This is a genomic window from Pseudomonas sp. p1(2021b) (assembly GCF_020151015.1).
Classification (GTDB): domain Bacteria; phylum Pseudomonadota; class Gammaproteobacteria; order Pseudomonadales; family Pseudomonadaceae; genus Aquipseudomonas; species Aquipseudomonas putida_K.
The window spans coordinates 615,194-638,850 of the sequence record NZ_CP083746.1 but is presented as its reverse complement, the minus strand read 5'-3'; the positions used below and the strand labels follow the sequence as shown (position 1 = coordinate 638,850).

At 59.0% G+C, this 23,657-nt stretch carries 14 protein-coding genes, 1 other RNA gene and 2 pseudogenes; 8 read left to right on the top strand and 9 right to left on the bottom strand.

Features of this window, described 5'->3' with window-relative positions; all coding sequences use genetic code 11:
- Nucleotides 1-48: 48 nt before the first annotated feature.
- The 8 genes and pseudogenes from K8374_RS02945 (at nucleotide 49) to K8374_RS02910 (ending at nucleotide 7,072) form a co-directional block, all read left to right on the top strand.
- On the top strand, nucleotides 49-2,859 hold the full coding sequence (locus K8374_RS02945; protein ID WP_224457869.1) for an FAD-binding and (Fe-S)-binding domain-containing protein: 2,811 nt from the start codon (nucleotides 49-51) through the stop codon (nucleotides 2,857-2,859).
- A 245-nt stretch (nucleotides 2,860-3,104) separates the two neighbouring features.
- Entirely contained in the window at nucleotides 3,105-3,404 is a 300-nt protein-coding gene (locus tag K8374_RS02940; protein ID WP_224457868.1) for a hypothetical protein, read from the top strand.
- A gap of 89 nt (nucleotides 3,405-3,493) precedes the next feature.
- Nucleotides 3,494-3,885, top strand: a transfer-messenger RNA (tmRNA) gene (ssrA, locus tag K8374_RS02935).
- Between the two features lie 72 nt (nucleotides 3,886-3,957).
- A pseudogene (locus tag K8374_RS02930) lies at nucleotides 3,958-4,528 on the top strand (tyrosine-type recombinase/integrase); the annotation flags it as partial.
- Between the two features lie 101 nt (nucleotides 4,529-4,629).
- Nucleotides 4,630-4,950: an IS66-like element accessory protein TnpA gene (gene tnpA / locus K8374_RS02925; protein WP_224457867.1), complete on the top strand. Its 321-nt coding sequence runs from the start codon at nucleotides 4,630-4,632 to the stop codon at nucleotides 4,948-4,950.
- Entirely contained in the window at nucleotides 4,947-5,282 is a 336-nt protein-coding gene (gene tnpB / locus K8374_RS02920) for an IS66 family insertion sequence element accessory protein TnpB (RefSeq protein ID WP_224457866.1), read from the top strand. Before tnpA ends, tnpB begins: the two co-directional genes overlap by 4 nt.
- A 63-nt stretch (nucleotides 5,283-5,345) precedes the next feature.
- A pseudogene (gene tnpC / locus K8374_RS02915) lies at nucleotides 5,346-6,737 on the top strand (IS66 family transposase).
- Nucleotides 6,738-6,799: 62 nt separating this feature from the next.
- Nucleotides 6,800-7,072, top strand: coding sequence for a hypothetical protein (locus K8374_RS02910; RefSeq protein WP_224457865.1), 273 nt, complete (start codon nucleotides 6,800-6,802; stop codon nucleotides 7,070-7,072).
- Between the two features lie 165 nt (nucleotides 7,073-7,237).
- Here K8374_RS02910 and K8374_RS02905 read toward each other — a convergent pair whose 3' ends face one another.
- Genes K8374_RS02905 through hsdR form a run of 9 tightly spaced genes read right to left on the bottom strand, consistent with a single transcriptional unit; the run spans nucleotide 7,238 to nucleotide 23,308 of the window.
- The gene (locus tag K8374_RS02905) at nucleotides 7,238-10,279 is read right to left on the bottom strand and encodes a DEAD/DEAH box helicase (RefSeq protein ID WP_224457864.1); all 3,042 of its coding nucleotides are present in this window, start codon (nucleotides 10,277-10,279) and stop codon (nucleotides 7,238-7,240) included.
- Nucleotides 10,279-12,444 carry an EH signature domain-containing protein gene (locus tag K8374_RS02900; protein WP_224457863.1) on the bottom strand — a complete coding sequence of 722 codons (2,166 nt, stop codon included), beginning with the start codon at nucleotides 12,442-12,444 and terminating at the stop codon, nucleotides 10,279-10,281. The genes K8374_RS02905 and K8374_RS02900 overlap by 1 nt, the downstream gene beginning before the upstream one ends.
- Complete coding sequence (locus K8374_RS02895; RefSeq protein ID WP_224457862.1) at nucleotides 12,441-13,205, bottom strand: flagellar motor protein MotB; 765 nt, start codon at nucleotides 13,203-13,205, stop codon at nucleotides 12,441-12,443. Before K8374_RS02895 ends, K8374_RS02900 begins: the two co-directional genes overlap by 4 nt.
- The gene (gene zorA / locus K8374_RS02890; protein WP_224457861.1) at nucleotides 13,205-15,331 is read right to left on the bottom strand and encodes an anti-phage ZorAB system protein ZorA; all 2,127 of its coding nucleotides are present in this window, start codon (nucleotides 15,329-15,331) and stop codon (nucleotides 13,205-13,207) included. Before zorA ends, K8374_RS02895 begins: the two co-directional genes overlap by 1 nt.
- A gap of 52 nt (nucleotides 15,332-15,383) precedes the next feature.
- Entirely contained in the window at nucleotides 15,384-16,460 is a 1,077-nt protein-coding gene (locus tag K8374_RS02885; RefSeq protein WP_224457860.1) for an endonuclease NucS domain-containing protein, read from the bottom strand.
- Nucleotides 16,461-16,477: 17 nt separating this feature from the next.
- On the bottom strand, nucleotides 16,478-18,115 hold the full coding sequence (locus tag K8374_RS02880) for a restriction endonuclease subunit S (RefSeq protein ID WP_224457859.1): 1,638 nt from the start codon (nucleotides 18,113-18,115) through the stop codon (nucleotides 16,478-16,480).
- Entirely contained in the window at nucleotides 18,112-19,581 is a 1,470-nt protein-coding gene (locus tag K8374_RS02875; RefSeq protein ID WP_224457858.1) for a type I restriction-modification system subunit M, read from the bottom strand. Before K8374_RS02875 ends, K8374_RS02880 begins: the two co-directional genes overlap by 4 nt.
- A 2-nt stretch (nucleotides 19,582-19,583) precedes the next feature.
- A complete protein-coding gene (locus K8374_RS02870; RefSeq protein WP_224457857.1) occupies nucleotides 19,584-20,903 on the bottom strand; it encodes an HNH endonuclease in 1,320 nt (439 codons plus the stop codon).
- Nucleotides 20,904-20,941: 38 nt separating this feature from the next.
- Nucleotides 20,942-23,308 carry an EcoAI/FtnUII family type I restriction enzme subunit R gene (hsdR, locus tag K8374_RS02865; protein ID WP_224457856.1) on the bottom strand — a complete coding sequence of 789 codons (2,367 nt, stop codon included), beginning with the start codon at nucleotides 23,306-23,308 and terminating at the stop codon, nucleotides 20,942-20,944.
- Between the last annotated feature and the right edge of the window lie 349 nt (nucleotides 23,309-23,657).

Sequence of the window (23,657 nt, the reverse complement as noted above, 5' to 3'; positions counted from 1 at the left end):
CCCGGGGCACGCCGCGCACCAGACGCCGCGGCCCCGCGAGGAGAATGCATGAGCTTGCCCGCCGCCTTCCTGCGAGATGCCGAGCGCCTGATTCCCGCCGAGCGCCGGTTCGACGACCCGACCTCGACCTTGGCCTTCGGTACCGATGCCAGCTTCTACCGGCTCATCCCCAAGCTGGTGGTCAGGGTCGAATCCGAAGACGAAGTGGTCGGCCTGCTGCACCTGGCCCAGCGCGATCGCGTGCCGGTGACCTTCCGCGCCGCCGGCACCAGCCTCTCGGGCCAGGCCATCAGTGACTCGGTGCTGATCGTGCTGGGCGACAGCTGGAATGGTCGCGAAATCCGCGGCCAGGGCGAGCAGATCCGCCTGCAGCCCGGCGTGATCGGCGCCCAGGCCAACGCCTGGCTGGCGCCCTTCGGCCGCAAGATCGGCCCGGACCCGGCCTCGATCAACGCCTGCAAGATCGGCGGCATCGTCGCCAACAATGCCAGCGGCATGTGCTGCGGCACGGCGCAGAACACCTACCACACCCTGGCCGGCATGCGCCTGGTGCTGGCCGACGGCACCCGCCTGGACACCGAAGACCCGGCCAGCGTCGCCGCCTTCGAGCAGAGCCACGCCAAACTGCTGGACGAGCTGGCCCGCCTGGGCCGCGAAACCCGCGCCAACACGGCCCTGGCCGACAAGATCCGACACAAGTACCGCCTGAAGAACACCACCGGGCTGTCCCTCAACTCGCTCATCGACTACGACCAGCCGCTGGACATCCTCCAGCACCTGTTGGTCGGCTCCGAAGGCACCCTCGGCTTCATCAGCGCGGTCACCTACGACACCGTGCCCGACCACCCGCACAAGGCCAGCGCGTTGCTGGTCTTCCCCACGGTGGAAAGCTGCTGCCGCGCCGTGACCGTACTCAAGCCGCAGCCGGTGTCCGCCGTGGAACTGCTCGACCGCCGCAGCCTGCGCTCGGTGCAGGGCATGCCCGGCATGCCGAGCTGGGTGAAAGGCCTGTCGGCCAATGCCTGCGCCCTGCTGATCGAGTCCCGCGCCGCCAGCCACAGCCTGCTGCACGAGCAGCTTGGCCAGGTGATGGCCGCCATCGCCGAATTCCCGCTGGAGCAGCGGGTCGACTTCAGCGAAGACCCGGCGGTGTACAACCAGCTGTGGAAGATCCGCAAGGACACCTTCCCCGCCGTCGGTGCCGTGCGCCAGACCGGTACCACGGTGATCATCGAAGACGTGACCTTCCCCATCGAACAGTTGGCCGAAGGCGTCAACCGCCTGATCCAGCTGTTCGACAAGCATCACTACGACGAAGCGATCATTTTCGGCCATGCTCTGGAGGGCAACCTGCACTTCGTGTTCACCCAAGGTTTCAACAGCACCGAGGAAGTGGCGCGCTACCAGGCCTTCATGGACGATGTGGCGCAGTTGGTGGCCGTGGAATTCGGCGGTTCACTCAAGGCCGAGCACGGCACTGGGCGCAACATGGCCCCCTTCGTCGAGCTCGAATGGGGCCATGAGGCCTATCAATTGATGTGGACGCTCAAGCGCCTGCTCGACCCCAACGGCATCCTCAACCCTGACGTGGTGCTCAGCGACGACCGAGACATCCACCTCAAGCACCTCAAGCCCCTGCCGGCCGCCGATGACATCGTCGACAAGTGCATCGAATGCGGCTTCTGCGAGCCAGTGTGCCCGTCCAAAGGGCTGACCCTGAGCCCACGCCAACGGATCGTCATGTGGCGCGACATCCAGGCCAAGAAACGCGCCGGCGTCGATACCCGCGAACTGATGCGGACCTACCAGTACCAGGGCATCGACACCTGTGCCGCCACCGGCCTGTGCGCCCAGCGCTGCCCGGTGGGCATCAATACCGGCGAGTTGGTGAAGAAGCTGCGCAGCCAGGCGGCCGAGCACAACAAGGCCGCCGACTGGCTCGCCGATAACTTCCATACCGCCTTGCGCGGCGCACGCCTGACGCTGGCCGCCGCCAACGGCGCGCGCAAACTGCTCGGCGCCCCACGCCTGGAGCGCCTGAGCGCCTCGCTGAGCAAGGCCAGCAACGGCCGCCTGCCGCAGTGGACCCCAGCCATGCCGCAGCCGCTGCGCACCTTCGCCCCGGCCCTGCCAAGCAACGACGCCCGCCCACGGGTGGTCTACCTGGCTGCCTGCGTGTCCCGGGTCATGGGCCCGGCCGCTGGCGACAAGGAACAAAGCTCACTGCTGGACAAGACCCGCGCCCTGCTGGAAAAAGCCGGCTACCACGTGATATTCCCGGAAAACGCCGACAACCTATGCTGCGGCCAGCCGTTCGCTTCCAAGGGCTACCCAGAGCAGGCCGAACACAAACGCCAGGAACTGATCAACGCCCTGCTGCACGCCAGCCGCGGCGGCCTCGATCCCATCTACTGCGACACCAGCCCCTGCACCCTGCGCCTGGTCCAGGACCTGGGCGACACCCGCCTGGACCTCTACGACCCGGTGCGCTTCATCCGCACCCACCTGGTGGACAAGCTGGAGTTCACGCCGCAGCGCGAGCCCGTGGCCGTACACGTCACCTGCAGCACCCAGCACCTGGGCGAAAGCCAGGCGCTGATCGACCTGGCGCGACTGTGCAGCCAGCAGGTGGTGATCCCGGAAGGCATCCATTGCTGCGGCTTCGCCGGCGACAAAGGCTTCACCACACCCGAGCTCAACGCCCACTCCCTGCGCACCCTCAAGGATGCGGTGCAGCAGTGCAGCGAAGGCATTTCCACCAGCCGCACCTGCGAAATCGGCCTGTCCAGCCACAGCGGCATCGACTATCACGGGCTGGTGTACCTGGTGGATCGCGTGACCCGACCACGAACCCCGTGACTGCGGCGCGGCGCGAACCTTGTAGGAGCGGGCTTGTCCCGCGATTGCGCCCGTCCTGCCATCGTGGCCGCATGGCATGATCACGGGCATGCCCCCTACAACATCGGTGCAACCTTATATTCTCTGTGCGCCCCCAAGGACCGGATTCTCGCCCACAGCCCCTGCACCTCGATTGAACCCTCGCCAAATCCCGGGAGTCCACCCTTACAGGCCCACCTACCAGAGGCCATCACGAGGAGACACCCATGAAAGGTACTGCGCTTTCCGCCCTGTTCGCGGCCGCAACCCTGCTGGCCTCGCCGGTGTTCGCCGCCGAGGACCTCTGCGCCATCAACCTGCAGAAGATCGATGACAACATGGCCACCGTCGGCGCCACCTCCGAAGGCCTGGACAAAGCCATCACCGAGCAGGTCGACAAAGCCAAGGCAGCCCAAGCCGCCGGCGATACCAAGGAATGCATCGCCGTCACCTCCAAAGTGCTCGAACGCATGGAGAAAACCGAGAAAGGCAGCGGCCCCTCCGGCGGCACCGGCAGCGGCTCTTGAGGCACGCCGGTCGCAGCAGTCGACGCAGCCCATGCAAAGGCGTATACTGCGCTCACGTGTCGAAGGGCACGTCAGCTAGAGCTGAGTGTGGGGCCGATCAGGATTCGACGCCGGTAGCGAAACTCTAGGTGCATGCCGAGTTGGTAACAGAACTCGTAAATCCACTGTTGCAACTTTCTATAGTTGCCAATGACGAAAACTACGAGGGCTACGCTCTCGCTGCGTAAGCAGCTGAGCCCGCTCTCCTGGTAGCTTCGGCTCCAGCAATCACCAGGGGATGCCTGTAAACCCGAAGTGATTGTCATACAGAACAGGATCGTCGTGTAGCACGTTGTGGGCAAAGCGACTAAAACTTACACAACTCGTCCAAAGCACCCTGCCCGTCGGGCGGCTGCGGATTAACTCAGTAGACACGGCTAAGCATGTAGTACCGACAGCGGAGTACTGGCGGACGGGGGTTCAAATCCCCCCGGCTCCACCAAATTATCAAACAAAGACGTCCATGGACGTCTTTTTTTGTGCCTGAGATCCAGTAAATACGGGGCTTTCAGCGTCATCAAAGGCGGCGACCGAGCACACCTTCCAGAACGTCGCGACGGCCTGGTACGAACTGAAAAAGCATACGGTGACTCAGCCCTACGCCGAGGACATCTGGCGCTCCCTCACGCTGCACATCTTCCCCAACTTGGGCACTACCCCGATCTCTGCCATCAACGCCCCCTCAAGTCATCAACCTGCTCCGGCCGCTTGAAACTAAGGGCAGCCTTGAGACCGTGAAGCGGCTGACGCAGCGGCTCAACGAGATCATGACCTACGGGGTCAATTCGGAATTCACGCGAACCCACTTAGCGGGATCCGCTCCGTCTTCAAGAAGCCGAAGAAAAAGAACATGGCGGCGCTCCCTCCTAATGAGCTGAAAGAGCTCATGGTGGCAATCGCTAAGGCGAGCATCAAAAGGACCACTCGCTGCCTGATCGAGTGGCAGCTCCACACCATGACTCGGCCAGCGGAAGCAGCAACCACACGCTGGGCAGGTATCGATATGGAGGAGGATCTGGACGATCCCTGCAGAGCGCAGGAAGAAACGCCGTACGCATATCGTCCCGCTCACAGAGCAGGCTCTAGGTAAGCGTCCGGCAAACTCATCTTCCGAACGCCAGCTTTAAGGGCGATGGTGTCCGCGTATTTTTAAGCGGACGCGATCACCCTTATCGCAAGGATTTCCATGCGCCAACGAAGCTCTTATCCGAAACCGTTCAAAGCCCAGGTCGTTCAGGAATGCCTGCAACCTGGCGCATCCATTTCCAGTGTCGCCATCAGCCACGGCATCAATGCCAACGTCATCCGCAAATGGATGCCGCTCTATCGAGACCAGCCCGCAGCGGCTTCACTACCGGCATTTGTTCCGCTAAAAGCCGCACCTAAACGGCCAGCCGAAGCATCAGTGATCATCGAGTTGCCCATGGCCGGCCAAGTGATCACCGTGAAATGGTCAACCTCAGACCCCGAGGGCTGCGCGCAATTTATCCGGGCTGTCGCTCGATGATCCGCATCGATGCAATCTGGCTGGCCACCGAGCCGATGGATATGCGCGCCGGTACCGAAACCGCATTGGCCCGGGTGATCGCGGTGTTCGGTGCGGCGAAGCCGCACTGCGCTTACCTGTTCGCCAATCGCCGGGCTAACCGGATGAAAGTGTTGGTGCACGACGGCGTGGGCGTCTGGCTCGCAGCGAGACGACTGAATCAAGGCAAGTTCCACTGGCCGGACATTCGCCATGGCGGCGAGGTCGAACTCGATAGCGAACAACTCCAGGCGTTGGTATTGGGCCTGCCTTGGCAGCGCGTCGGCGCAGGTGGTGTGATCAGCATGCTGTAATCGCCGGCCATTTGACCGATCTGCTTGTCGTCGTCCTGCGCCTGCTCTGGCACAATCGGCGACATGACTTTCTCGCCCAACCTCGATCAGATGACCCCGGAACAGCTTCGTGCCTTGGCGGCACAGACGTTGCAGTTGCAGTCTCAAGTCGAGGCGATGAGCAGGAAGATCCAGAACGATGAAATCCTCGTCGATCAGTTCAAGTTCGAAATCGCCCTGCTCAAACGCCACAAGTTTGCTAAGCGCAGCGAGCAAATCAGCCCGGCGCAAGGCAGCTTGCTGGATGACCTGCTCGATACAGACCTTGACGCTATCGAGGCCGAGCTAAAACAGCTTCTTCCCGCTTCGTCACAGGCCGAGCCACGGCAATCGCCCAAACGTGTGCCATTGCCGCCGCAGTTTCCGCGCACTGTGATTCATCACGAGCCAGAAAGCACCCAGTGCCCGCGCAGGTCATCGACAAAGGTTTCCAACCGCAGGCCTGTTGGCCCACGTGATGGTGCCAAGTTCGCCGATCACTTGCCGCTCTACCGGCAGGAGAAAATCTTTGGTCGCGCCGGGCTGGCAATCGCTCGTTCGACCTTGGCCCAGTGGGTCGGGCAAACCGGCGTGCGACTCCAGCCGCTGGTCGATGCACTGCGTGAAGCGGTGCTGAACCAGGGCGTGATTCACGCTGACGAAACACCGGTTCAAATGCTTGCGCCAGGCGAGAAGAAAACCCACCGGGCCTACGTCTGGGCGTATAGCGCTACACCGTTTTCGGCGCTCAAAGCGGTGGTTTACGACTTCAGCCCAAGCCGTGCCGGAGAACATGCACGTAACTTCCTGGGCGACTGGAACGGCAAGCTGGTCTGCGACGATTTCGCTGGATACAAGGCCGGTTTTGAGCAAGGCATCACTGAAATCGGCTGCATGGCTCATGCTCGCCGCAAGTTCTTCGACCTGCATGTCGCGAACAAAAGCCTGTTGGCGGAACAGGCGCTGCACTCGATTGGCGCTTTGTACGAGATTGAACGCCAGGCTCGGGATATGAGCAACGAAGACCGTTGGCGACTACGTCAGGAAATGGCGGTACCGATCAGCAAAACACTGCATGACTGGATGTTGGCCCAGCGCGACTTGGCGCCCAACGGATCAGCCACGGCCAAAGCCCTCGATTACAGCCTGAAACGCTGGGTAGCGCTGACGCGCTACCTGGACGATGGGGCTGTGCCCATCGACAACAATCAGGCGGAGAACCAGATCCGGCCATGGGCACTCGGGCGCTCGAACTGGTTGTTTGCCGGGTCGCTGCGCAGTGGCAAACGGGCTGCGGCGATTATGAGCTTGATCCAGTCGGCGCGCATGAATGGGCATGATCCGTATGCCTATCTCAAAGATGTTCTGACGCGGTTGTCGACGCAGCGGGCCAGTGAGATCGGGCAATTGCCACCGCATCAGTGGGTACCGGCCTGATTTACGCAATGTGAGTTAGCCGTACGCTTACCTCGAATCAGCCAGGGTTTCCGAAGGGCACGATGGTAGGTAAAGGAGCCAACGGTTACTTCATCATCGAATCGGGTTGGTACCTAGGCTATGACAGCAATGGTCACGCCACTGCATACCATGGAGATGTTGGACCGGACAGAGGCGACGCACCTTACGAGCCTTTGGTAAACATCGCCAAATACAGCACCGACGCCTGCCACGACGACGCCGTCAATGCCATTGAGAGCAAAATAGGCGCACCGCTGGAGGATTACTACATGATCCGTCAGATCCTTGAAGAGTGTGGTCTGCCGAGCCAGTGACTGACTTTTGTGCAAACACATGCCTCGTACCTACGGGTACGCGGCATGACTTATTTTTTGCCCCGATGAAGGACGTCGGCTATCAGCCAATGCCTGAAGTACCAGCTATCTGAGCTCCGAATCTTAAATTCAGAGTTCGATTGCAAAACAGCGCCTGTGTCCCAATCAGAGCCCCATCGATTGAATCATCTCACTTTCACTAACCGCCTCTGGTGTCACTACCGCGTCTTTAAGCATCAGCTTTCCGCGCAATAAGCGGTCGAGGTGCACATCGAATGAATCAAACTGGGGGTGAGTGACGGCAGGCAGATGGATGAACACAGGCTTGGTTTGGCCGATCCGGTAAACCCGATCGGACGCTTGCGCTTCTTTAGCCGGGTTCCAATGGCGCTCTAAATGCACCACATGGTTGGCCCCAATCACCGTCAAACCGACACCAGCGGCTACTGGCGACATGATCAGGATGTTGAAGCCACTTTTCGCTTCAAACTCGGCAATTAGCTTCTTGCGCGTCATATCCTCGGCGCGACTCGCCACAGCCTGGGTGTCACCATTGATCACCGCCACATTCAGGTCATAGATCTGATCTAGCCAAAGCTTGAGGACTCGCTGCAGGCGCTTGGTCATCATGAACAGGATGACCTTTTCACCCTTGCTACTGATCTCATCGAGTAACTGCAGCAGCACCGCCAGCTTGCCGGACTCTATCATCAGTTGTCGCGCCTGCTTGCCATCCTCGCTGTACAGCGCCGACTCATTCTCCAGCCGTGGGTGCAGGGAAATGGAGCGAAGCTGAGTCAAAGCCGCCAGTGCGGTACCACGCATATCCTCAGCGCTTGCACGACGAGCCCGATAGCTGTCGAGGACTTCGTCGTAGGCCTGCAACTGGATGCCTTTCATCACCACACCCAACTGCGCCGCATACCGTTGCAGGCCATGATCGGCTTGCTCGACACCACTGAGAATAGTCTTGGCTGGCAGGCCTTTGAGCTGATCTTCTTTAACCCGCCGCAACATGAATATGCCTACAGCACGCCGCAGCTGCTCGCCCAAACGCGCCCGTACCTCATCACGCTCTTCATCGCTTGCAGCCAGAATTGGCTTGATCCAGGTATCGCGGAAGCTTTCCCAGCCACCAAGTAAGCCAGGCTGCACCGTATGCATCAGGCACCAGAAATCGCCCAGGCTATTTTCTACCGGTGTTCCAGTCGCCAACAGTTTGAAATCCGCCTTGAGCCCTTTAGCGGCAATAGTCTGCAGTGCATTGGGGTTCTTGATGTTCTGCGCCTCGTCGAAGATGACCATGCCCCAGTCGATTCGGCACAAGGAGAACTGATAATCACGCAGGGTCTGATAGGTCGTGAGCACCAAGCGACGGTCCATGTCCAGACGATGCACGCCTGCCTCCGGCCCCACATGCAGTGCATAGCGAATGCTCTGCTCATCCAGCATGCCGCTGCTGTCATCAATCATCGACGCCAACTGCACCGATTCACGCTCAGCACCTTTGACACGATAGTCACGCAGACTACGCCCCGACTGCAGCACCACCACATCGCGGAACGGGATGCTGGCGAAGGTCTTACCGACTTCATCCTCCCAGTTTTCCAGCAGACTCAGTGGCGCCACCACCAGAACCGGCTTCTGCGGCTTGTCAGCTGCGCGCTGACTGGCCAGATACTCCCCGACTGCGACCAGCGACATGTATGTCTTGCCGAGCCCCATGTCATCTGCAAGCAAACCACCCTGCAGGCGATAGAGATCATCAGTTTCATCCTGCAACGCTGCGCCCATCAGCTTCAGCATCCACTCGATCCCCTCACGCTGATGAGGGAACGGCTCCCGGGCATAGGCCGACCAATCTGGCACCACCAGCGGCTTCGCAGCAGCAGCCTTACGCAACAGCGCAGAATTAATCTCGTCGGCATCCTTCAGAATGACCCCGACTTTCTCCTTGTCCTCCCCAGGGAGAACACCCTCCTCGCTGTGCGGCTCGCTATCGCTCACATGAGCCATGTTCTGGCGAGCCCTGGCCAGCTCTTGCTGAACAGTCGGCGCGTCAGAGATATCGATCACCTCGCCAGCAAACGACAGACTCGTCGCGCCCTGTTCATTAGCCGCCTGCAGTACCTCCTCGAAGCGCTGCAAATCCTCAGGAGACTGAATCAGCTTGCTCAGGATCGCTGCAGGTGCCGGGCGCTTATCCAGCGCAAACCAGTCATTCTTGGTTGCATCCAGCACACCGAAATCCATGTGCTGAAGTTTGCCAATACCCGCAACCCGGGTAGAGAAGCCCACCTCAAGATTGACCAGCGCAGCATCGAGAAACGCCGTTGGCGTGGCTATAAACTCGTTGACCTGATCAGCCGGGATACGTTTTTTAGCCAGCACATTGCGGATGCCATCCATCCGCGCCTGATCCAGCAGCAGTACGCGATTATCGATGCGCAGTACACCGCCATCGGCAGTCATATCCAACTGCGACCAGCGTTTTTCCAGCTGGTCAGCACTGGAACCATCCCCCAGGCTCGGGCAGAGTTGGAGGCTGCCGTCCGGTAAACGCGTAGCGATAACTCCGATGTTCTGAGGCACCACGACATCCAGCCGCTCAAAGTGGCTAAGATCAATACGCATCCCGCTGCGCGCAGCGGTCTGCAGCTCGGCCATCAGGCGCAGATTAGCCGCCTCTCCTCGCTGTTCTGGGCCTAAAGACTCATGCCGCTCCCAAGCCTGCAACCCCATCATTTCAGCCGGCGTCAGCCAATAGCACTCGCTGCTGGTTAGATACAGATAGGGGCCTTTGCGATTGAAGCTGGCAGGGCCGTCCGGCATTTCCAGCGTGATCGCCACACGAAAACCACTGTTGCCCGTGCGCCCACTAATCGAAGTGAGAAAGCGTCCGGCCAGACGTCTTGGCAAGCGCAGGATCTCCGCCTGCTCCAAATCCATCCCGGCAATATCTTCTGCACCGATGTGAAAACCGTTGGCCGTGTTTTCGGCAACCCCTTGCTCAACCAGCATGTTGAGCACTATCAGCTGAATTTTTTCTAAAGCACTGCCCTGCCCGGCTTGCAGTGCCTTGAAGGCCGGCAAGGGCAGATAGAAATTCAAGCCATTGGAATCAGGCTGAGACTGAAAGCCTTGCTGGGTACTGAGCGCTCCGTCCCGCTCACCAATCAGCGAGCGGAAAATATCCATCAATCCCATTATTCAGCCCTGTCCTGTTTATCCAACGCTTCAAGTGAGAGGCGAGTCGTTTCATTAACGGACCAGCCGAACTGCTTGTCCTGCACACACATGCCCTTCAACGAACCGTAAAGCACCTGATTAATCACCCGCGCCTCGACGCCGAAAACGTTCGCTGCGTGGCGCACCTTGTCGCCTGGGTTATTTTTGAAGTACCACAGCACCTGCAAGTCAAACGTCCCCAAATGCTGCAAAGTAGCCTTTAAAGGTTGCTGGTCTGCATCAGAGGTGTTGGGTGCAGGATCTAAATCCGCTTTACGCAACAATGCCTCTCCCTTGCTGGATAGGGACCATTGGAAGACTTCGTTCTGTTGGACGTAGCTTGAAATACTGCCTCGAAGAGCGTCCTGGATCTCGTAAAAGAGTGCTTCATCGCCTTCTAGGGCTCGACGAATATCTCCCATCAAGCTTTCCGGGTGCTTGGACAGGTAGGCCAGAATCGATAATTGCGTGTCGGTCAGTTCGGTGCCGGAGGCTCTTGGAGCTTCTGAGGCAAAAGCATCCACAGCAGGAGGACGCGGTTCAGCCATACGATGCGCGGACACAGAGCCGGTTGCTCCACCCTGAGAAACTGGGGCCGAATCAGACTTCGCGCTTTGCTGAACCAGTGGCTCAACGCGCGCTTTCTTGCCCCTCACGACGGGTAGGCCGTATTTGCTCAAATATGCCTTGTACTCCGACCGGCTAAGCAATTTTTCGATATCCAGCGCAATACCGTTATCCGCCAGGAAATCGAACACCTTACGCTGCCAGGAACCGTTATGGGTCACTGCCTCGTAGGGAAGGCTTGGGTAGGCTGCCTTGTATTGATTAGGCAACGACGTTGTCAGATCGAAGTGCGAGAACTGATTTCGCTCATACGACTTGACCCAATGCCCTGGCTGGCCGAGGTAAACCCAAATTTTGAAACTATGGGAGCCCTCGACCAGATGGAAGTCGCCACAATCGAGATAGATCACCGCCTTGTCGCTCATGGCTGAATCCATGCCCGCGAAGCTGGTTTTTACCTCACTTCCGAGAATACGCTTCACCGACAGCTTGGCATTGCGGCCAAGCATCAACCTCGTATGTCGGATCAAGCCGAGCGCAAACAATCCCTCCAAGAACAGTTTGCGCGCCGGGAACATACGCTTGAGATCTTCCTTTCCCGACTCCAAGCCATATTGCTCAACCGCCTGCAGGAACAACCGAAGGTCTTCCTTAGACAACCAACCACGCACCTTCTGGATACGCGCCTCACCAAGTGGTTGCCACCACTCACGGTAGTTGGCTGCGGTACTTGCGATCCGCGGATCCCCCGCCAGATTGAGAATAAAGTTCTGCCAGACCTCCCCCGGTTCCTGACCGGCGCGATCGATCAGAATCTCCAGCGCAATATGACCGATACGACGCTCGCCCTCGTACGGAGCCTTGGACACAGCGGGCTTCTGCAACTCATCCAGCACGGGATCGTATTCACCGGGCGAAAGCCCTCGTAAGGTTTCCAGGTAGAAGTGGGCCCGGCAGATATCGCCATAACGCCCGTCATCAAAGCCCTGCAATCCCATGACCTCAAAGGTCTCGCCCAGCTCATGGCCACTGTCGCGTACCCGCTCAACTAGCTGGACTGGCCCGTCAGGCGGCAACAACCAATGACCATCACGCTTGAGGGTTACCAGCGGATCAGTCTGGGGGCCACTTACTTTGGGCTCGGGCATTAAATGCAGTTGCTGGAGCAAAATCTGCTCAAGCTGCTCACGCAGCCCATCGTGCTCATCCAGCTTGTCGAAGCGACGAAAGTAAAACTGAGCCAACTGCTGCAAGGTGATACGTGTCAGCCTCGGCTGCTGAGCATCGACCAGCACCGAAAGCAGACGCGAACTAAGCAAACGCCTACCCATGGCCTCGTCGTTGAGCCACAACCAGGTCAACGCACGCGCAGTGAGACGACGTTTTAGCAGCTCAGGCAGGCCGTCGAAACGCCCCGTACTCGCCATGTCGCGCAATCGTGCCAACATGGCGTCAAAGGCATCGCTCTTGCCACTTGCGGCCTTCATTCGAGCGACCTTTTCGACCAGCACCGTCCATCGCTCCCGCACCACGGGCGCCCATTCAGCGACCGGCATGTGAACAGGAGGCAACTTCACGGCTTGACCTCCTCCAGACGCTCACGCACCTGCTCGTACTGAGCGCTGTCGGGACGACGAATGGTGAAGCGGATATCGATGCGTCGGTTGCGCTTGAAGTCATCCTCAGTCTGCTGGTCGACCAGAACGGGGCGGGTTTCGCCGTAACCGCTAACCGAGAACAGTGGCTTGCCATCCTTATTCTTCAGCCTTGCCAGTTGCTCATCGGCGGACAGCGCGCTGCCCCAGAACTGCCAGAGAGAAATGGCACGGAAGGTTGAGAGCCCCCAGTTGCCTTTGCCCATAAAGCCCTGGAGCGGACGATTGTCCGTATGCCCCTCGATGAAGATCGTATCGAGGAACTCGACTCGATCCTCTCGCGAGATCACCTCATTGATGACCTTGCCGATCTCCAGAGCACGCGCCTGATAGGCGGCATGTATGTCATAGGCACCGGTGTCGAAACCCAGCAGATCGTTGGGAATACTCAGGACCGTATGGTTCTCGCTCACCTCGACCTTGATGCCGCGCTCGCGCAGGGCCTCCACGGCCTCATCAAGAATAGTGCGGCGCACCTGCTCTGCTTTTTTCAGCTCGACCAGTTCCTGCTCGAACTGCACCTGGCGCTCTTTCAGCTCACGCTGAATTTCCATCAACTGCAGGATCAGAATCACCGAAGCCAGAATGAAGATCACCAATAGCGCCGACATGATGTCCGAGAAGGACATCCAATAAGGGTTCTCTTCGTCGACGCTCACTTCCTTGGATTTACCGAGGCGCATCAGCGTGCCTCCAGCTCATCCAGAATGCTGCTCATGGCTTGCACCGTTCGATGCATCTGGTCGGCGTAGCTGAGCGATACCTCGTTCCACTTGTTCATGCGGTCATCGATCTGCATCCGTACTTCGCCGGCATAGCTGCGCAGCCACTCCTCGGCTTGCTTCTCTACCGCCTCGACCTGCTCACGTAGCTTTTCACCCAGCGCGGTGAATTCGTGGCGTACGCCAGAGAGAAACTCCTGCTGAGCGGATTTCATCTCTCCAAAGCCATTACGCGCCTCACCTGCTGCTTGCTCGAAACGCTGCGCCCCCTCAAGCAACGTGGCCTGCAACTGCGCCAGGGTAGCGGCCTGGCTTTGCAACTGAGCTGCCAATTCGGCGTTCTGCTGGCCGGCTTTCTCGACACCATGAGTAACGGCCTCCAGTCGCTGCCCCAAGGTATCGGCGGCCTGGCGCAGATTCGCGGATAGAAGCCCAAGCTGATTCGCACTGCTGTCCAGATGTTTGCTGCTTTGTGCAGTCGCTTCCGATACCTGCTTGAGCTGGCCCAGCAACTGTTGATGCTGATCCGCCATTAGGCGGCTTTGCTGCTGGGTCGCCTGCACAGCGCTGGCCAGACCTGAGAGCAGTTCCTGTTGATGGGTCGACACCTGATCGAGCTGCTCCTGAAAGCGTTGTTGGCGTGCCTGCTCGCGCTGCTCTGCCGCGCCCATTTGTGAATCGAGCTGGGTGTTGAGGTTCATCATCAAACGAGAGAACACCTTCTCCAGAATGCTGTGGCGCTCGTTGCCCGCCTCAGCCATCGCTTGCATCTGCTCGCGGGTTGAGCTGGAAAATTGCTCCAACATCGCCATCTGGCTGCTGCTAGCCTGGCCAAGCAGGCGCTCGAACAGCACCTGGCGCTCCTCGTCGCGCTGCTGGGCAGTACCCAACTGGGTCTGCAACTGGTTCGTCAGCCCCGACATCAACTCAGCAAAGCGTTGCTCCATCTGTGCCTGGCGCTCTTCGGCAGAACCACTGATGCGCTGCAGCTGCGTCTCGAAGGCCGCACTCTGTTGCTGAGCCACTTCCATCTGTCGACCCTGCTGTTCACTCAGGGTGCTGAACAGTTGGTTCAAGCGCTCACTCATTCCACTGACGGCAGCGTTCACGTCAGCCGCCGCCTGCTGCATCTGCAAGCCCTGCTCACGGCCCACAGAGGTCATGCCGTCCATGAAATTACCCACCAGCTTTTCCAGCACCTGCGTGGACTGCTGGCTGGTGGTGCTGACCAGGGTCTGAATGGCTGGCGCCATTATGTTGTTCAGGGCATCGGTCAGCGCCGTCTGCATCGCTTCGCTCATGCCATTGAGCGTTTCCTGCAGACGATCGCCAATACGCTCGTGCAGCTCCTGCAGCGCTTCCTTGCTCTCCTTGCCGTACTCGGCGATATGCACCAGCGACTGCTCGGCGGGAATACGCGGATAGAGGAAATCGATGTCGTGCTGCAGCTGCTGGATCTGGCCCAGCGCTGAACGCTCGAACATCTTTTCGACAAAGTTCAGTAATAGGCTGAAGAACACCCCCCATACCGACGTCATGAAAGCTACGGCAGCACCGGAAATCAGCTTGTTGATACCGCCCTTGAGCGACTCGATCTCATCCGAGGTGCCGACCAATCCTTCCAGCCCCACCGTCAGGCCCACGAATGTTCCGAGCACACCAATGGCCACCAGGAAGCTCGGTGCAGCAGCCAGCAAGCGGCTGGCTGTCAGGCCGGGAGCCAAGGTTCGGGCATTGAAGAAATGCTCGGCATCCAGCGTATTGAACAGATGCTTCTGATCGGACGACAGCACCAGGCTTTCGTCGAACTCACGCCACAGCATGCCGACATTGGGCGCATCCAAACCCTGCGCCTTTTGCATGGTTTCGCGCCGGCTAAGCGCCAGGGTTTCCTTGCTTTGCCCTTCAAGCAAAGAACGCAGGGCACGCAGCCGGGTACGAAAATGGCGAAAGTGCACAGACAGAAAGTACAGCGACAGGACGAAAATCAGTGCCGTCGCAGACCAAAACCAGGCACTGATGCCGTTGGGATTGGCACTGAACATGTGGGCGAAGTCGGGGATCAGGTGTTTCAGCAGATCCATCATGGCAAAGCTTCCAATCACTGCATCGGTTACGGGATAAATCTCAACAAAGCGTTCAGAGCGCGAAGCGCTCCTTCAAGCGCTCCACCGTCCACCGCCATTTCGGCGTGGTCGGGCGGCAGATGGTGTTCTGGTTGCCGAACAGGCCGACCTCCTTTACTGCCTCGTTCAGCGGCAGGCTGTGCAGCCACTGCACCGGCACGAAGTATTCGCAGCGCTCGGGGTCGTCGACGAACTCGCGGTGGTAGTCCGCCTGCAGCACGTCCAACGCCGGGCGTTCCTCGCCGTTGTGCAGCAGGCAGAAGTCCCTGGCCGGGGTAGCGTGGCCGGTGACCTTGGCCACGCCCACGTAACCGGCGCCGGGCACGTTGACCCATACACGGTCGCCGGGAGCGAGCATCTTCAGGCTGTTGCTGTACCAACTGCCGCCACCGCCGCAGATGAAACCGAAATGCCGCGCCTCGGCCCAGTCGCGCGTGCTGCTGTGGCCAAAGGAGCCATAGAACTCACCATTCCAGGGTTCGGCCGGCATGCCGGGCTTACTGGCGCTGCTGGCCTGCGGCGCCTCGGTTGGGTCGAGCAGCCAGGCGCGGCTGATCAGTTGCTGCTCGCTCAACTGAAACACCTGAAAGCACAGCACGTTGATGGCGATATCGCGCTCGCTCAGGTAGCCGACGATGCGCTCGCTGCTGGCATCCAGCTCGGCGGCGACGATAACGATCTGATGGCTCTGGTTCAGCGCCTCGGCCTCCAGCGGCGTGCCGAAACGAGTCTGGAAGTCGGCGGCAAGATCGCCCTGCGGCTTGAAGCGCTGATAGATGGCCTCGATCTCGTTGGCCTGCAAGCGCTCGACCCACACCGCATAGTCCAGCGCCTGCGCCACCACCTCGCGCGGGGTGCGCTCGCGCTTGAGTTCGATCAGCACCAATGAGGCATCCGGCGCCAGCGCCAGCAGGTCGATACGCCCGCCCTGGCCGGTGCTTTCCTGGCGGCCGATCAGCAGCCAGTCCTCGGAGAGCAGCGCCGGGGCACTGACGATCATTTCTTCAAGAAACTGCTCGCTGGCCAACACGGCATTTTTCAGCGGCGCGGGCTGCGCGCCGACGGTCCAGATCTGGGTGCGAATGGGCATCCCTGCACTCCTGTTGCCTAGGCCATGGCCTGCTCAACCAGGGCATTGGCTAGCTGCTCATGCACCTGGCGGGCCTGGTTAAGGCGGGCTTTGAGTTGGTCGCACAGCGACATTAGCTGATCGACTTTCGCGACGATGCGGTGTTGTTCCTCGAGAGGTGGCAACGCGAGAACTGCATCAGCGATCCGATGAAGCGCTAGCTTGGGCTGAGCTAACTGGTTTGTGTTATCTGAGAATTGGCGTTGAGCAAACTGACTACTTAATGCGCGCTGCAACCAGTATTTATTGATCCTCTGGAATACTATCTTTGCTGCGTTTTCAGTAAGGTTCATCTTGTCAAAGCGCTCAGGAACAGTGCCAACCTCACCAATGGTGCCTGCAATAGTTATGTAGATGTCATCCTTTGAGATGGTGTATTGCTTGATGGCAGCCTGGGTCACCTCATCAATATATTTAAGGTTTTCATCAATAATAGTGCCGCCCTTCATATTGGTGACCTGGATGTACACATGCGGAGTTCTAGAAGATGAAAACGTTGCTCCAGCAGGTAAACGTTTACCGCCTTTAACTTGGCTCAGGCTGCCAAGGCGAACCCACTCCCAATCATCAGGCAAATTGAATGTTTGCTCCTTCTCATCTATCTCATCCAAAAGCTTCTGCTTCTTGAGCTTGCCTTCAGTTACTAGTCGCGCTTTTTCCTCAGCAATACGGCTAAGCAACTCACTGGCTGGCTCATCGCTAGGATCTTGCGGCACCAGTTTGCCCATCACGGCCAGTTGCAGCAGGGTTTGCTTGAGGGCGTCGATGCTGGATTCGGTGGTAAACAGGGTTTGGAAGTGTTCGGCTAGGCGCTGCCAGCTTTGCGCAAAGTCCTCGGCATCGCGCGCCTGGGTCAGGCTATCCAGCAGCGCCTGCACCAGTTGGGCGTGGGCGCTGTCGGCATCGGCCTGCCGGGCTTCCAGCCGGTCGCACAGAGCCATCAGCTCATCGACTTTGGCGACGATGCGCGACTGCTCGCCCTTGGGAGGTAACGCAAAGAAAGCATCATTCAAAACTTTGAAGTGCCGTGCGTATCCTCTGCCTTCTAGCTTTAAACCAACTAGATGCCACCAGAAGAACTTCTCATCTAGCAGAACTGGCCTGAGAATCTTGACGCCATCAGCCCCAGCGACAAAATCAAAGTCGACGTATTTCCGTTCCGTCGTGTGATCACCAAACACAACAACTGGGCCAGGGAGGCGAATCAATAGAGATTCGTCGTCTGTGAAGCCAGAAACAAACTTTTTCCCTTGGTCGACGACAGGAAAAATTCCTTCTTCACTAATCTGAGAGGACAGCAATTTATTCCCACTGACCGAGACCGAGTAATAGATTTCTGGAAGCCTTACCCACGCCCAGCTATCTGGCAGATCGTATGGCTTTTCTTCCTCAGCAATCGCTGCCATCGGCTTCTGCTTTTTGATCTCACCCTTTTCCACCAGTCGCGCCTTTTGCTCGGCAATCCGCTTCAGCAATTCACTGGCCGGTTCATCATTCGGATCTTGCGGCACCAGCTTGCCGCGCACCGCCAGCTCCAGAATCAGCTCACGCAGCTTTTTAATACCATTGGGCGCACCGGCCAGCAGCGGCAGGTTGTCGGTGAGCAACGCCGTCATACCTGGCGCTCCAGTGCTTCGGCCAGCACGGCCTTGAGCTGGTCGCGCAGCTCGCCAATCTCGCCTTGCAGCTTGGCGTAATCGCGCAGCAGCTCGTCCGGATCATGGCTGATCTGCTCGCCCACATGCGGGTTTTTGCAGTCCAGGTTCCAGTTGCGCGCCTTGAGCTCATCCAGGCTGACTTTCCAGCCGAACTCGCTTTCCACCCGCGCGGCAAAGCCATCGGCCTCGCGGCCCCACCAGGCTTCCTCGACGGCGAACTCCTCAATGCGCATGGGCTTGGTCTTGGAGTAGCTCTTGTAACCGGCCGGGTACTGGTGCTCGTAGAACCACACATCCTTGGTCGGCGTGCCCTTGGTGAAGAACAGCAGGTTGGTCTTGATGCCGGTGTAGGGGTTGAACACGCCGTTGGGCAGGCGAACGATGGTGTGCAGGTTGCACTCGGTGAGCAGCTTTTCCTTGATCCGGCTCTTGATGCCTTCGCCGAACAGGAAGCCGTCCGGCAACACCACGGCGGCGCGGCCGCCGTCCTTGAGCAGGTGCATGATCAGCACTAGGAACAGGTCGGCGGTCTCGCGGGTGCGGAAGGCGGCGGGGAAGTTGGTTTCGATGCCATCTTCTTCCATCCCACCGAACGGCGGGTTGGCGACGATACAGTCGACCCGCTCGCCCGGCCCCCAGCTAATCAGCGGGCGGCTCAGGGTGTTGTCGTGCCTGATCTGGCTGGGCACCTCGATGCCGTGCAGGATCATGTTGGTGGTGGCCAGCAGGTGCGGCAGCGGCTTTTTCTCCACGCCGAAGATGCTGGCTTGCAGCACGCGCTCGTCCTCGGCGGTATTCACGTAGCGCTGGCGCTTGTGCTCGATGGTGCAGGTAAGGAAGCCGCCAGTGCCGCAGGCCGGGTCCATGACCTTCTCGTCCAGCTTGGGATCGACCATGCGCACCATAAATTCGGTGACCGGGCGCGGCGTGTAGAACTCACCGGCGTTGCCGGCATTCTGCAGGTCGCGCAGCAACTGCTCGTACATGTCGCCGAAGGCATGACGCTCTTGCGCCTTGTTGAAGTCCACGCCCTCCTGGATCTTGTTGATCACCTGGCGGATAAGCTGGCCGGATTTCATGTAGTTGTAGGCATCCTCGAATACGCCACGCACCACGTAGGCGGCTGGAGTGGTGCTGTATTCGTGAAGGTTCTGCAGTTGCGGGAACAGGTTGTTGTCGATAAAGCTCTTAAGCTCGTCACCAGTAATGCCTTCCGGGTCGGCAGCCCAGGTGCGCCAGCGGCAGCTTTCTGGAATCGGCGAGCGATAGGCGTCATCCAGCAGTTCCCACTCCTGCTCGCGGTCATCGAATATCTTGAGGAACAACATCCACACGAGCTGGCCGATGCGCTGGGCGTCGCCGTCGACGCCGACGTCCTTGCGCATGATGTCCTGGATGGATTTGATGGTGCTGCTGATGGACATGCTTACTTCCTAAACAGGTGTTCACGATGCCAGGCCAGGTAGCCACGGTGACGCGGCTCGATCTGGCGCAGGCGAAGATGCGGGGTGATGTTGAGCGCACGGGCGCTGTCGGGGTCGAGATCCTCACCTATCAGAATCTGCCCCTGGTCGTCGAAACTGATCAGACCCTGGTCGAAGGCAAGATCGAGGTTGGGTGTGAGCAGCAGGCCGTTGAATGGATCGAGCCGCTCGGTCGGGCTGGCAGCGCGCCAGGGTTTGATATGCGAGGCGCGCAGCAGCTCCGGTACGCTGCAATCGGTCACCGCACAGCCACCCCAGTAGGCCAACAGATCATCGCGATAACCACTCTGACCAATGCGGGCCTTGATCAGGGCGTCACGCTCGGTGTCGGTTACTGCCTGGTCTTGCAAGCCAAAGTCATTCGGCAAGAGCACGTTGGTATGGCTGGGCTCCTGAGTCGCAGTATCTGACGCCTTACCCAGAAGATGCACCAACAACTGCTCCAGGGCGGCGACGTGCCGAAAGCCAAGATCCAAGCCGTAGGCGATATCAGTCGCCCCACCATTGCGGCGCTTGGGAAAGCCGCGCAGGTTGCTGTTGTGGTAGTAACGCCCATCGCTGCGCTCAACACCGCTGATGGCTAGCAGCTCAGGTAGCTGGCTTTCGTAATCCGGATGCAATACCAACGGTGTCTTTGGCCGAGCTTGAGCGCTGGTGCTTTGTTTGACGAATAACGGCTGAGGCAGCAACGGATGTTCCATACGTAGCACTTTCAGGCCTGATTGCACGGGCCGAGTGAACCCCTGGCGCTCTAGCGTCATCATCAGTTGCTGAATTGTCAGCGAGTCACTGCCCGCATCTGTGGTCGAACCCTCGTCCCGATTCGCGGACTCACTCTCGGCCCACCCCAGTTGCTGCAGCGCCTCGACGAGCTCGGGGTACATATGAGCTCGGCTATGAGACGTACCTGGATCGTCATCAAAACTGGCAAGGACGTACACCAGAAAGCTCGGACGCGGGACGCTCAGGGCATCAGCCAACTTTCCAGCCAAAAGGCCGTATTGCAAATTTGCAGCGCTGTAACCCGGGAACCCCACCAAAGCAGCGAGTTCGGACATGGTGATTGCGTGGCCCGGAGCCTGGGCATGCCCGATGAGCATGCGACGCTGCTTCTCAGTGATTGCGGGCGCCAAGCTCTGCAATGCCTGCCGGTATTCGTCAGTGCTTACCGGCCTGATAGCCCGGGCAAGCGTAACCGTCGGTGGGCTGTCCATGGCTGAGACCAGGAAAGTACGCCACTGCCCCTTGTCCTTAAGCTCCATGCTCGGTCCTTAAAACACGCGGATAAGCCGGCCGCCTATCAGGATGCATAGAGCTCACTCTCCAACTCCTGAATCGCCTGCTGATAACCAGGCTTACCGCCAAACGCCCTGACCAACTCAATCGGCGCACCGATCTGGCTGAAAGGATCGAGCTGGAGAATCTTGATGTCTTCAATATGCTCGATGCCGGTGTCGGCGTATTTGTCCAACAAGGCCTCCAGCACCTGCCGGGCGGCGCCGGAGTATTTAGCGAAATAGTTGCGTTTTTTCACCTGCTCGGCCCGCTCCCTGCGAGTCAGCGGCGGCTGGTCGAAGGCGATATGGCAGATCAGGTCGAAAGGATCGAGCGGCTGGCCGCGCTTGGCCTGCACTTCCTCGTCCAGGGCTTCCCACATCACACCTTGGGCGGCGAGCTCGTCGATGATGGCCTTTTTCTGCTCGGCATCCGTCCAACGACGCAGGAAGTCATCCAGAGACGCGAACTGCTTTTTCACGCAGCTGCGGGTGTAGTCGCGCAGCGATTCGGTGATCAGCTTGCCGTCCGGGCCGTAGTACTGCACACGTTCGGCAATGACGTGGATCGGCACGTTGTCGATCACGTACTTGATGCGCTTTTTGCCCTCTTCGCCGCCATCGGTTTCGTCGCCCTCGGGCAGCCAATCGCCACCGTCGACGATGCCTTCCTCATCCGCCAGAGGACTATCTGGCGGCACAGGCGAGTCATCGCCTTCGGGGCTGAAGATCACCACGGGTTCGCCATCGAATGCCGGATCGGCGAACAGCTCGGTGGCTTTTTTGAAGTCCATGATGGTGAACCAGAACTTGCCGTAGTCCTCGTTGATGCGCGTGCCACGACCGATGATCTGCTTGAACTCGGTCATCGACTTGATGTGCTGGTCGAGCACCACGAGCTTGCAGGTCTGCGCATCGACGCCGGTGGTCATCAGCTTGCTGGTGGTGGCGATGACCGGGTAGCGCGCTTCCGGGTTGATGAAGTTGTCCAGCTCGGCCTTGCCTTCCTGGTCATCGCCGGTGATGCGCATGACGTACTTGCGATTCTCGGCGATGCGCTCAGGATTGAGGTTGACCAGGGCCTGGCGCATGCGCTCGGCGTGGTTGATGTCATCGCAGAAAATGATGGTCTTCTGAAACGGGTCGGTGGCCTTGAGGAACTCGGTGACCTTCTGCGCCACCATCTGGGTACGCGCTTCGATGACCAAATGGCGGTCCATATCCTTGAGGTCGTAGATGCGGTCTTCGATCAGCTCGCCGTTCTTGTCGAGCATGCCCTTGGGCGGGCGCCAGCCCTGCAGGTCCTTGTCGAAGTCGATGCGCACCACTTTATAAGGGGCGAGGAAGCCGTCCTCGATGCCTTGCTTCAAGGTGTAGCTGTACACCGGCTCACCAAAATAGGTGATGCTGGAAACGTCCTTGGTTTCCTTGGGCGTGGCGGTCAGGCCGACGTGAGTGGCGCTGGAAAAGTACTCGAGGATCTCGCGCCAGGCGGAATCTTCCGCGGCGCTGCCACGGTGGCATTCGTCGATCACAACCAGATCAAAGAAGTCCGGGGAGAACTGCTTGTAGACGTTCTTTTCTTCTTCGGAGCCAGTTACTGCCTGGTAAAGCGACAGGTAGATCTCGTAGGATTTCTCGATCTGGCGCTTGGCGATCTTGGTCATCGCCTGGCCGAAGGGCTTGAAGTCGTTGTTCTTGGTCTGGTCGACCAGAATATTGCGATCGGCAAGAAAGAGGATGCGTTTCTTCTGCTTCGACTTCCACAGCCGCCAGATGATCTGAAACGCGGTGTAGGTCTTGCCGGTGCCGGTGGCCATCACCAGCAGAACGCGATCCTGACCACGCGCTACGGCCTCAACCGTGCGGTTGATGGCATTCATCTGGTAGTAGCGCGGCATGCGCCCGGAGCCGTCGTCGTAGTATGGCGCTTCGATCTTTTGCCGAGCGGCGCCATCCAGGCCTTTCCATTGGCAATACCGCTGCCAGAGCTCGTCCGGGCTGGGAAACTGGTCGAGCCCTAGCTCGGTTTCAACCTGCGCGCCGGTGCCGCTGCGATCATGGAACAGAAAGCCATCGCCATTGCTGGAAAACACGAACGGCACGTCGAGCGCCTCAGCATAGCCGAGGGCCTGTTGCATGCCGGAGCCGAGCGAGTGCTTGTTATCCTTCGCCTCGATCACGGCAATGGGCAGGTTCTGCTGGTGATAGAGAATGTAGTCAGCTCGGCGCGACTCGCCACGGCTGTGCATTTTGCCGCGCACGATAATGCGTCCCTTGGTGAAGCTGACTTCCTCACGTACCTGCTTATGCAAATCCCAGCCAGCGTTGCCAATAGCTGGTGAAATGAATTTGCTGCAGATATCACGCTCGGAAAGCGATTTCTTGTCCATGCTCCGGCCTTAAACGAAACCAATGCGCATGCTCAAATCATGAGCATCAGGTGATCGAACCAGATGGCAGTGATAGGCCCCGGAGGACTTGAAAACGTATGCAACCGCTATAAATGGCCTTCCCTGAGGTACTTCGGCCTGCCCTGGTGCGATGCCCGTCACAATATCCATCTGCCACTACCGGGTAAAGATTAAAAGCAACATGCCAACCACTGAGCTGACTCACATCAGCAGCAGCTGAAATGCTCAGTTCCCCTAATGCAATCTGTCGCGCAGGCACCCTGACGGGGAATGCTCCTGTAGACCACATCTGCAGGCTGTTCCTTCACGCGAGGTTCCGTCTCGGCAA

What these genes read in the sequence shown, in the direction of transcription:
- K8374_RS02945 (WP_224457869.1), top strand. Translation starts at nt 49, where the DNA reads ATGAGCTTGCCCGCCGCCTTCCTGCGAGATGCCGAGCGCCTGATTCCC.
- K8374_RS02940 (WP_224457868.1), top strand. Translation starts at nt 3,105, where the DNA reads ATGAAAGGTACTGCGCTTTCCGCCCTGTTCGCGGCCGCAACCCTGCTG.
- tnpA (WP_224457867.1), top strand. Translation starts at nt 4,630, where the DNA reads ATGCGCCAACGAAGCTCTTATCCGAAACCGTTCAAAGCCCAGGTCGTT.
- tnpB (WP_224457866.1), top strand. Translation starts at nt 4,947, where the DNA reads ATGATCCGCATCGATGCAATCTGGCTGGCCACCGAGCCGATGGATATG.
- K8374_RS02910 (WP_224457865.1), top strand. Translation starts at nt 6,800, where the DNA reads ATGGTAGGTAAAGGAGCCAACGGTTACTTCATCATCGAATCGGGTTGG.
- K8374_RS02905 (WP_224457864.1), bottom strand. Translation starts at nt 10,279, where the DNA reads ATGGGATTGATGGATATTTTCCGCTCGCTGATTGGTGAGCGGGACGGA.
- K8374_RS02895 (WP_224457862.1), bottom strand. Translation starts at nt 13,205, where the DNA reads ATGCGCCTCGGTAAATCCAAGGAAGTGAGCGTCGACGAAGAGAACCCT.
- zorA (WP_224457861.1), bottom strand. Translation starts at nt 15,331, where the DNA reads ATGATGGATCTGCTGAAACACCTGATCCCCGACTTCGCCCACATGTTC.
- K8374_RS02885 (WP_224457860.1), bottom strand. Translation starts at nt 16,460, where the DNA reads ATGCCCATTCGCACCCAGATCTGGACCGTCGGCGCGCAGCCCGCGCCG.
- K8374_RS02880 (WP_224457859.1), bottom strand. Translation starts at nt 18,115, where the DNA reads ATGACGGCGTTGCTCACCGACAACCTGCCGCTGCTGGCCGGTGCGCCC.
- K8374_RS02875 (WP_224457858.1), bottom strand. Translation starts at nt 19,581, where the DNA reads ATGTCCATCAGCAGCACCATCAAATCCATCCAGGACATCATGCGCAAG.
- K8374_RS02870 (WP_224457857.1), bottom strand. Translation starts at nt 20,903, where the DNA reads ATGGAGCTTAAGGACAAGGGGCAGTGGCGTACTTTCCTGGTCTCAGCC.
- hsdR (WP_224457856.1), bottom strand. Translation starts at nt 23,308, where the DNA reads ATGGACAAGAAATCGCTTTCCGAGCGTGATATCTGCAGCAAATTCATT.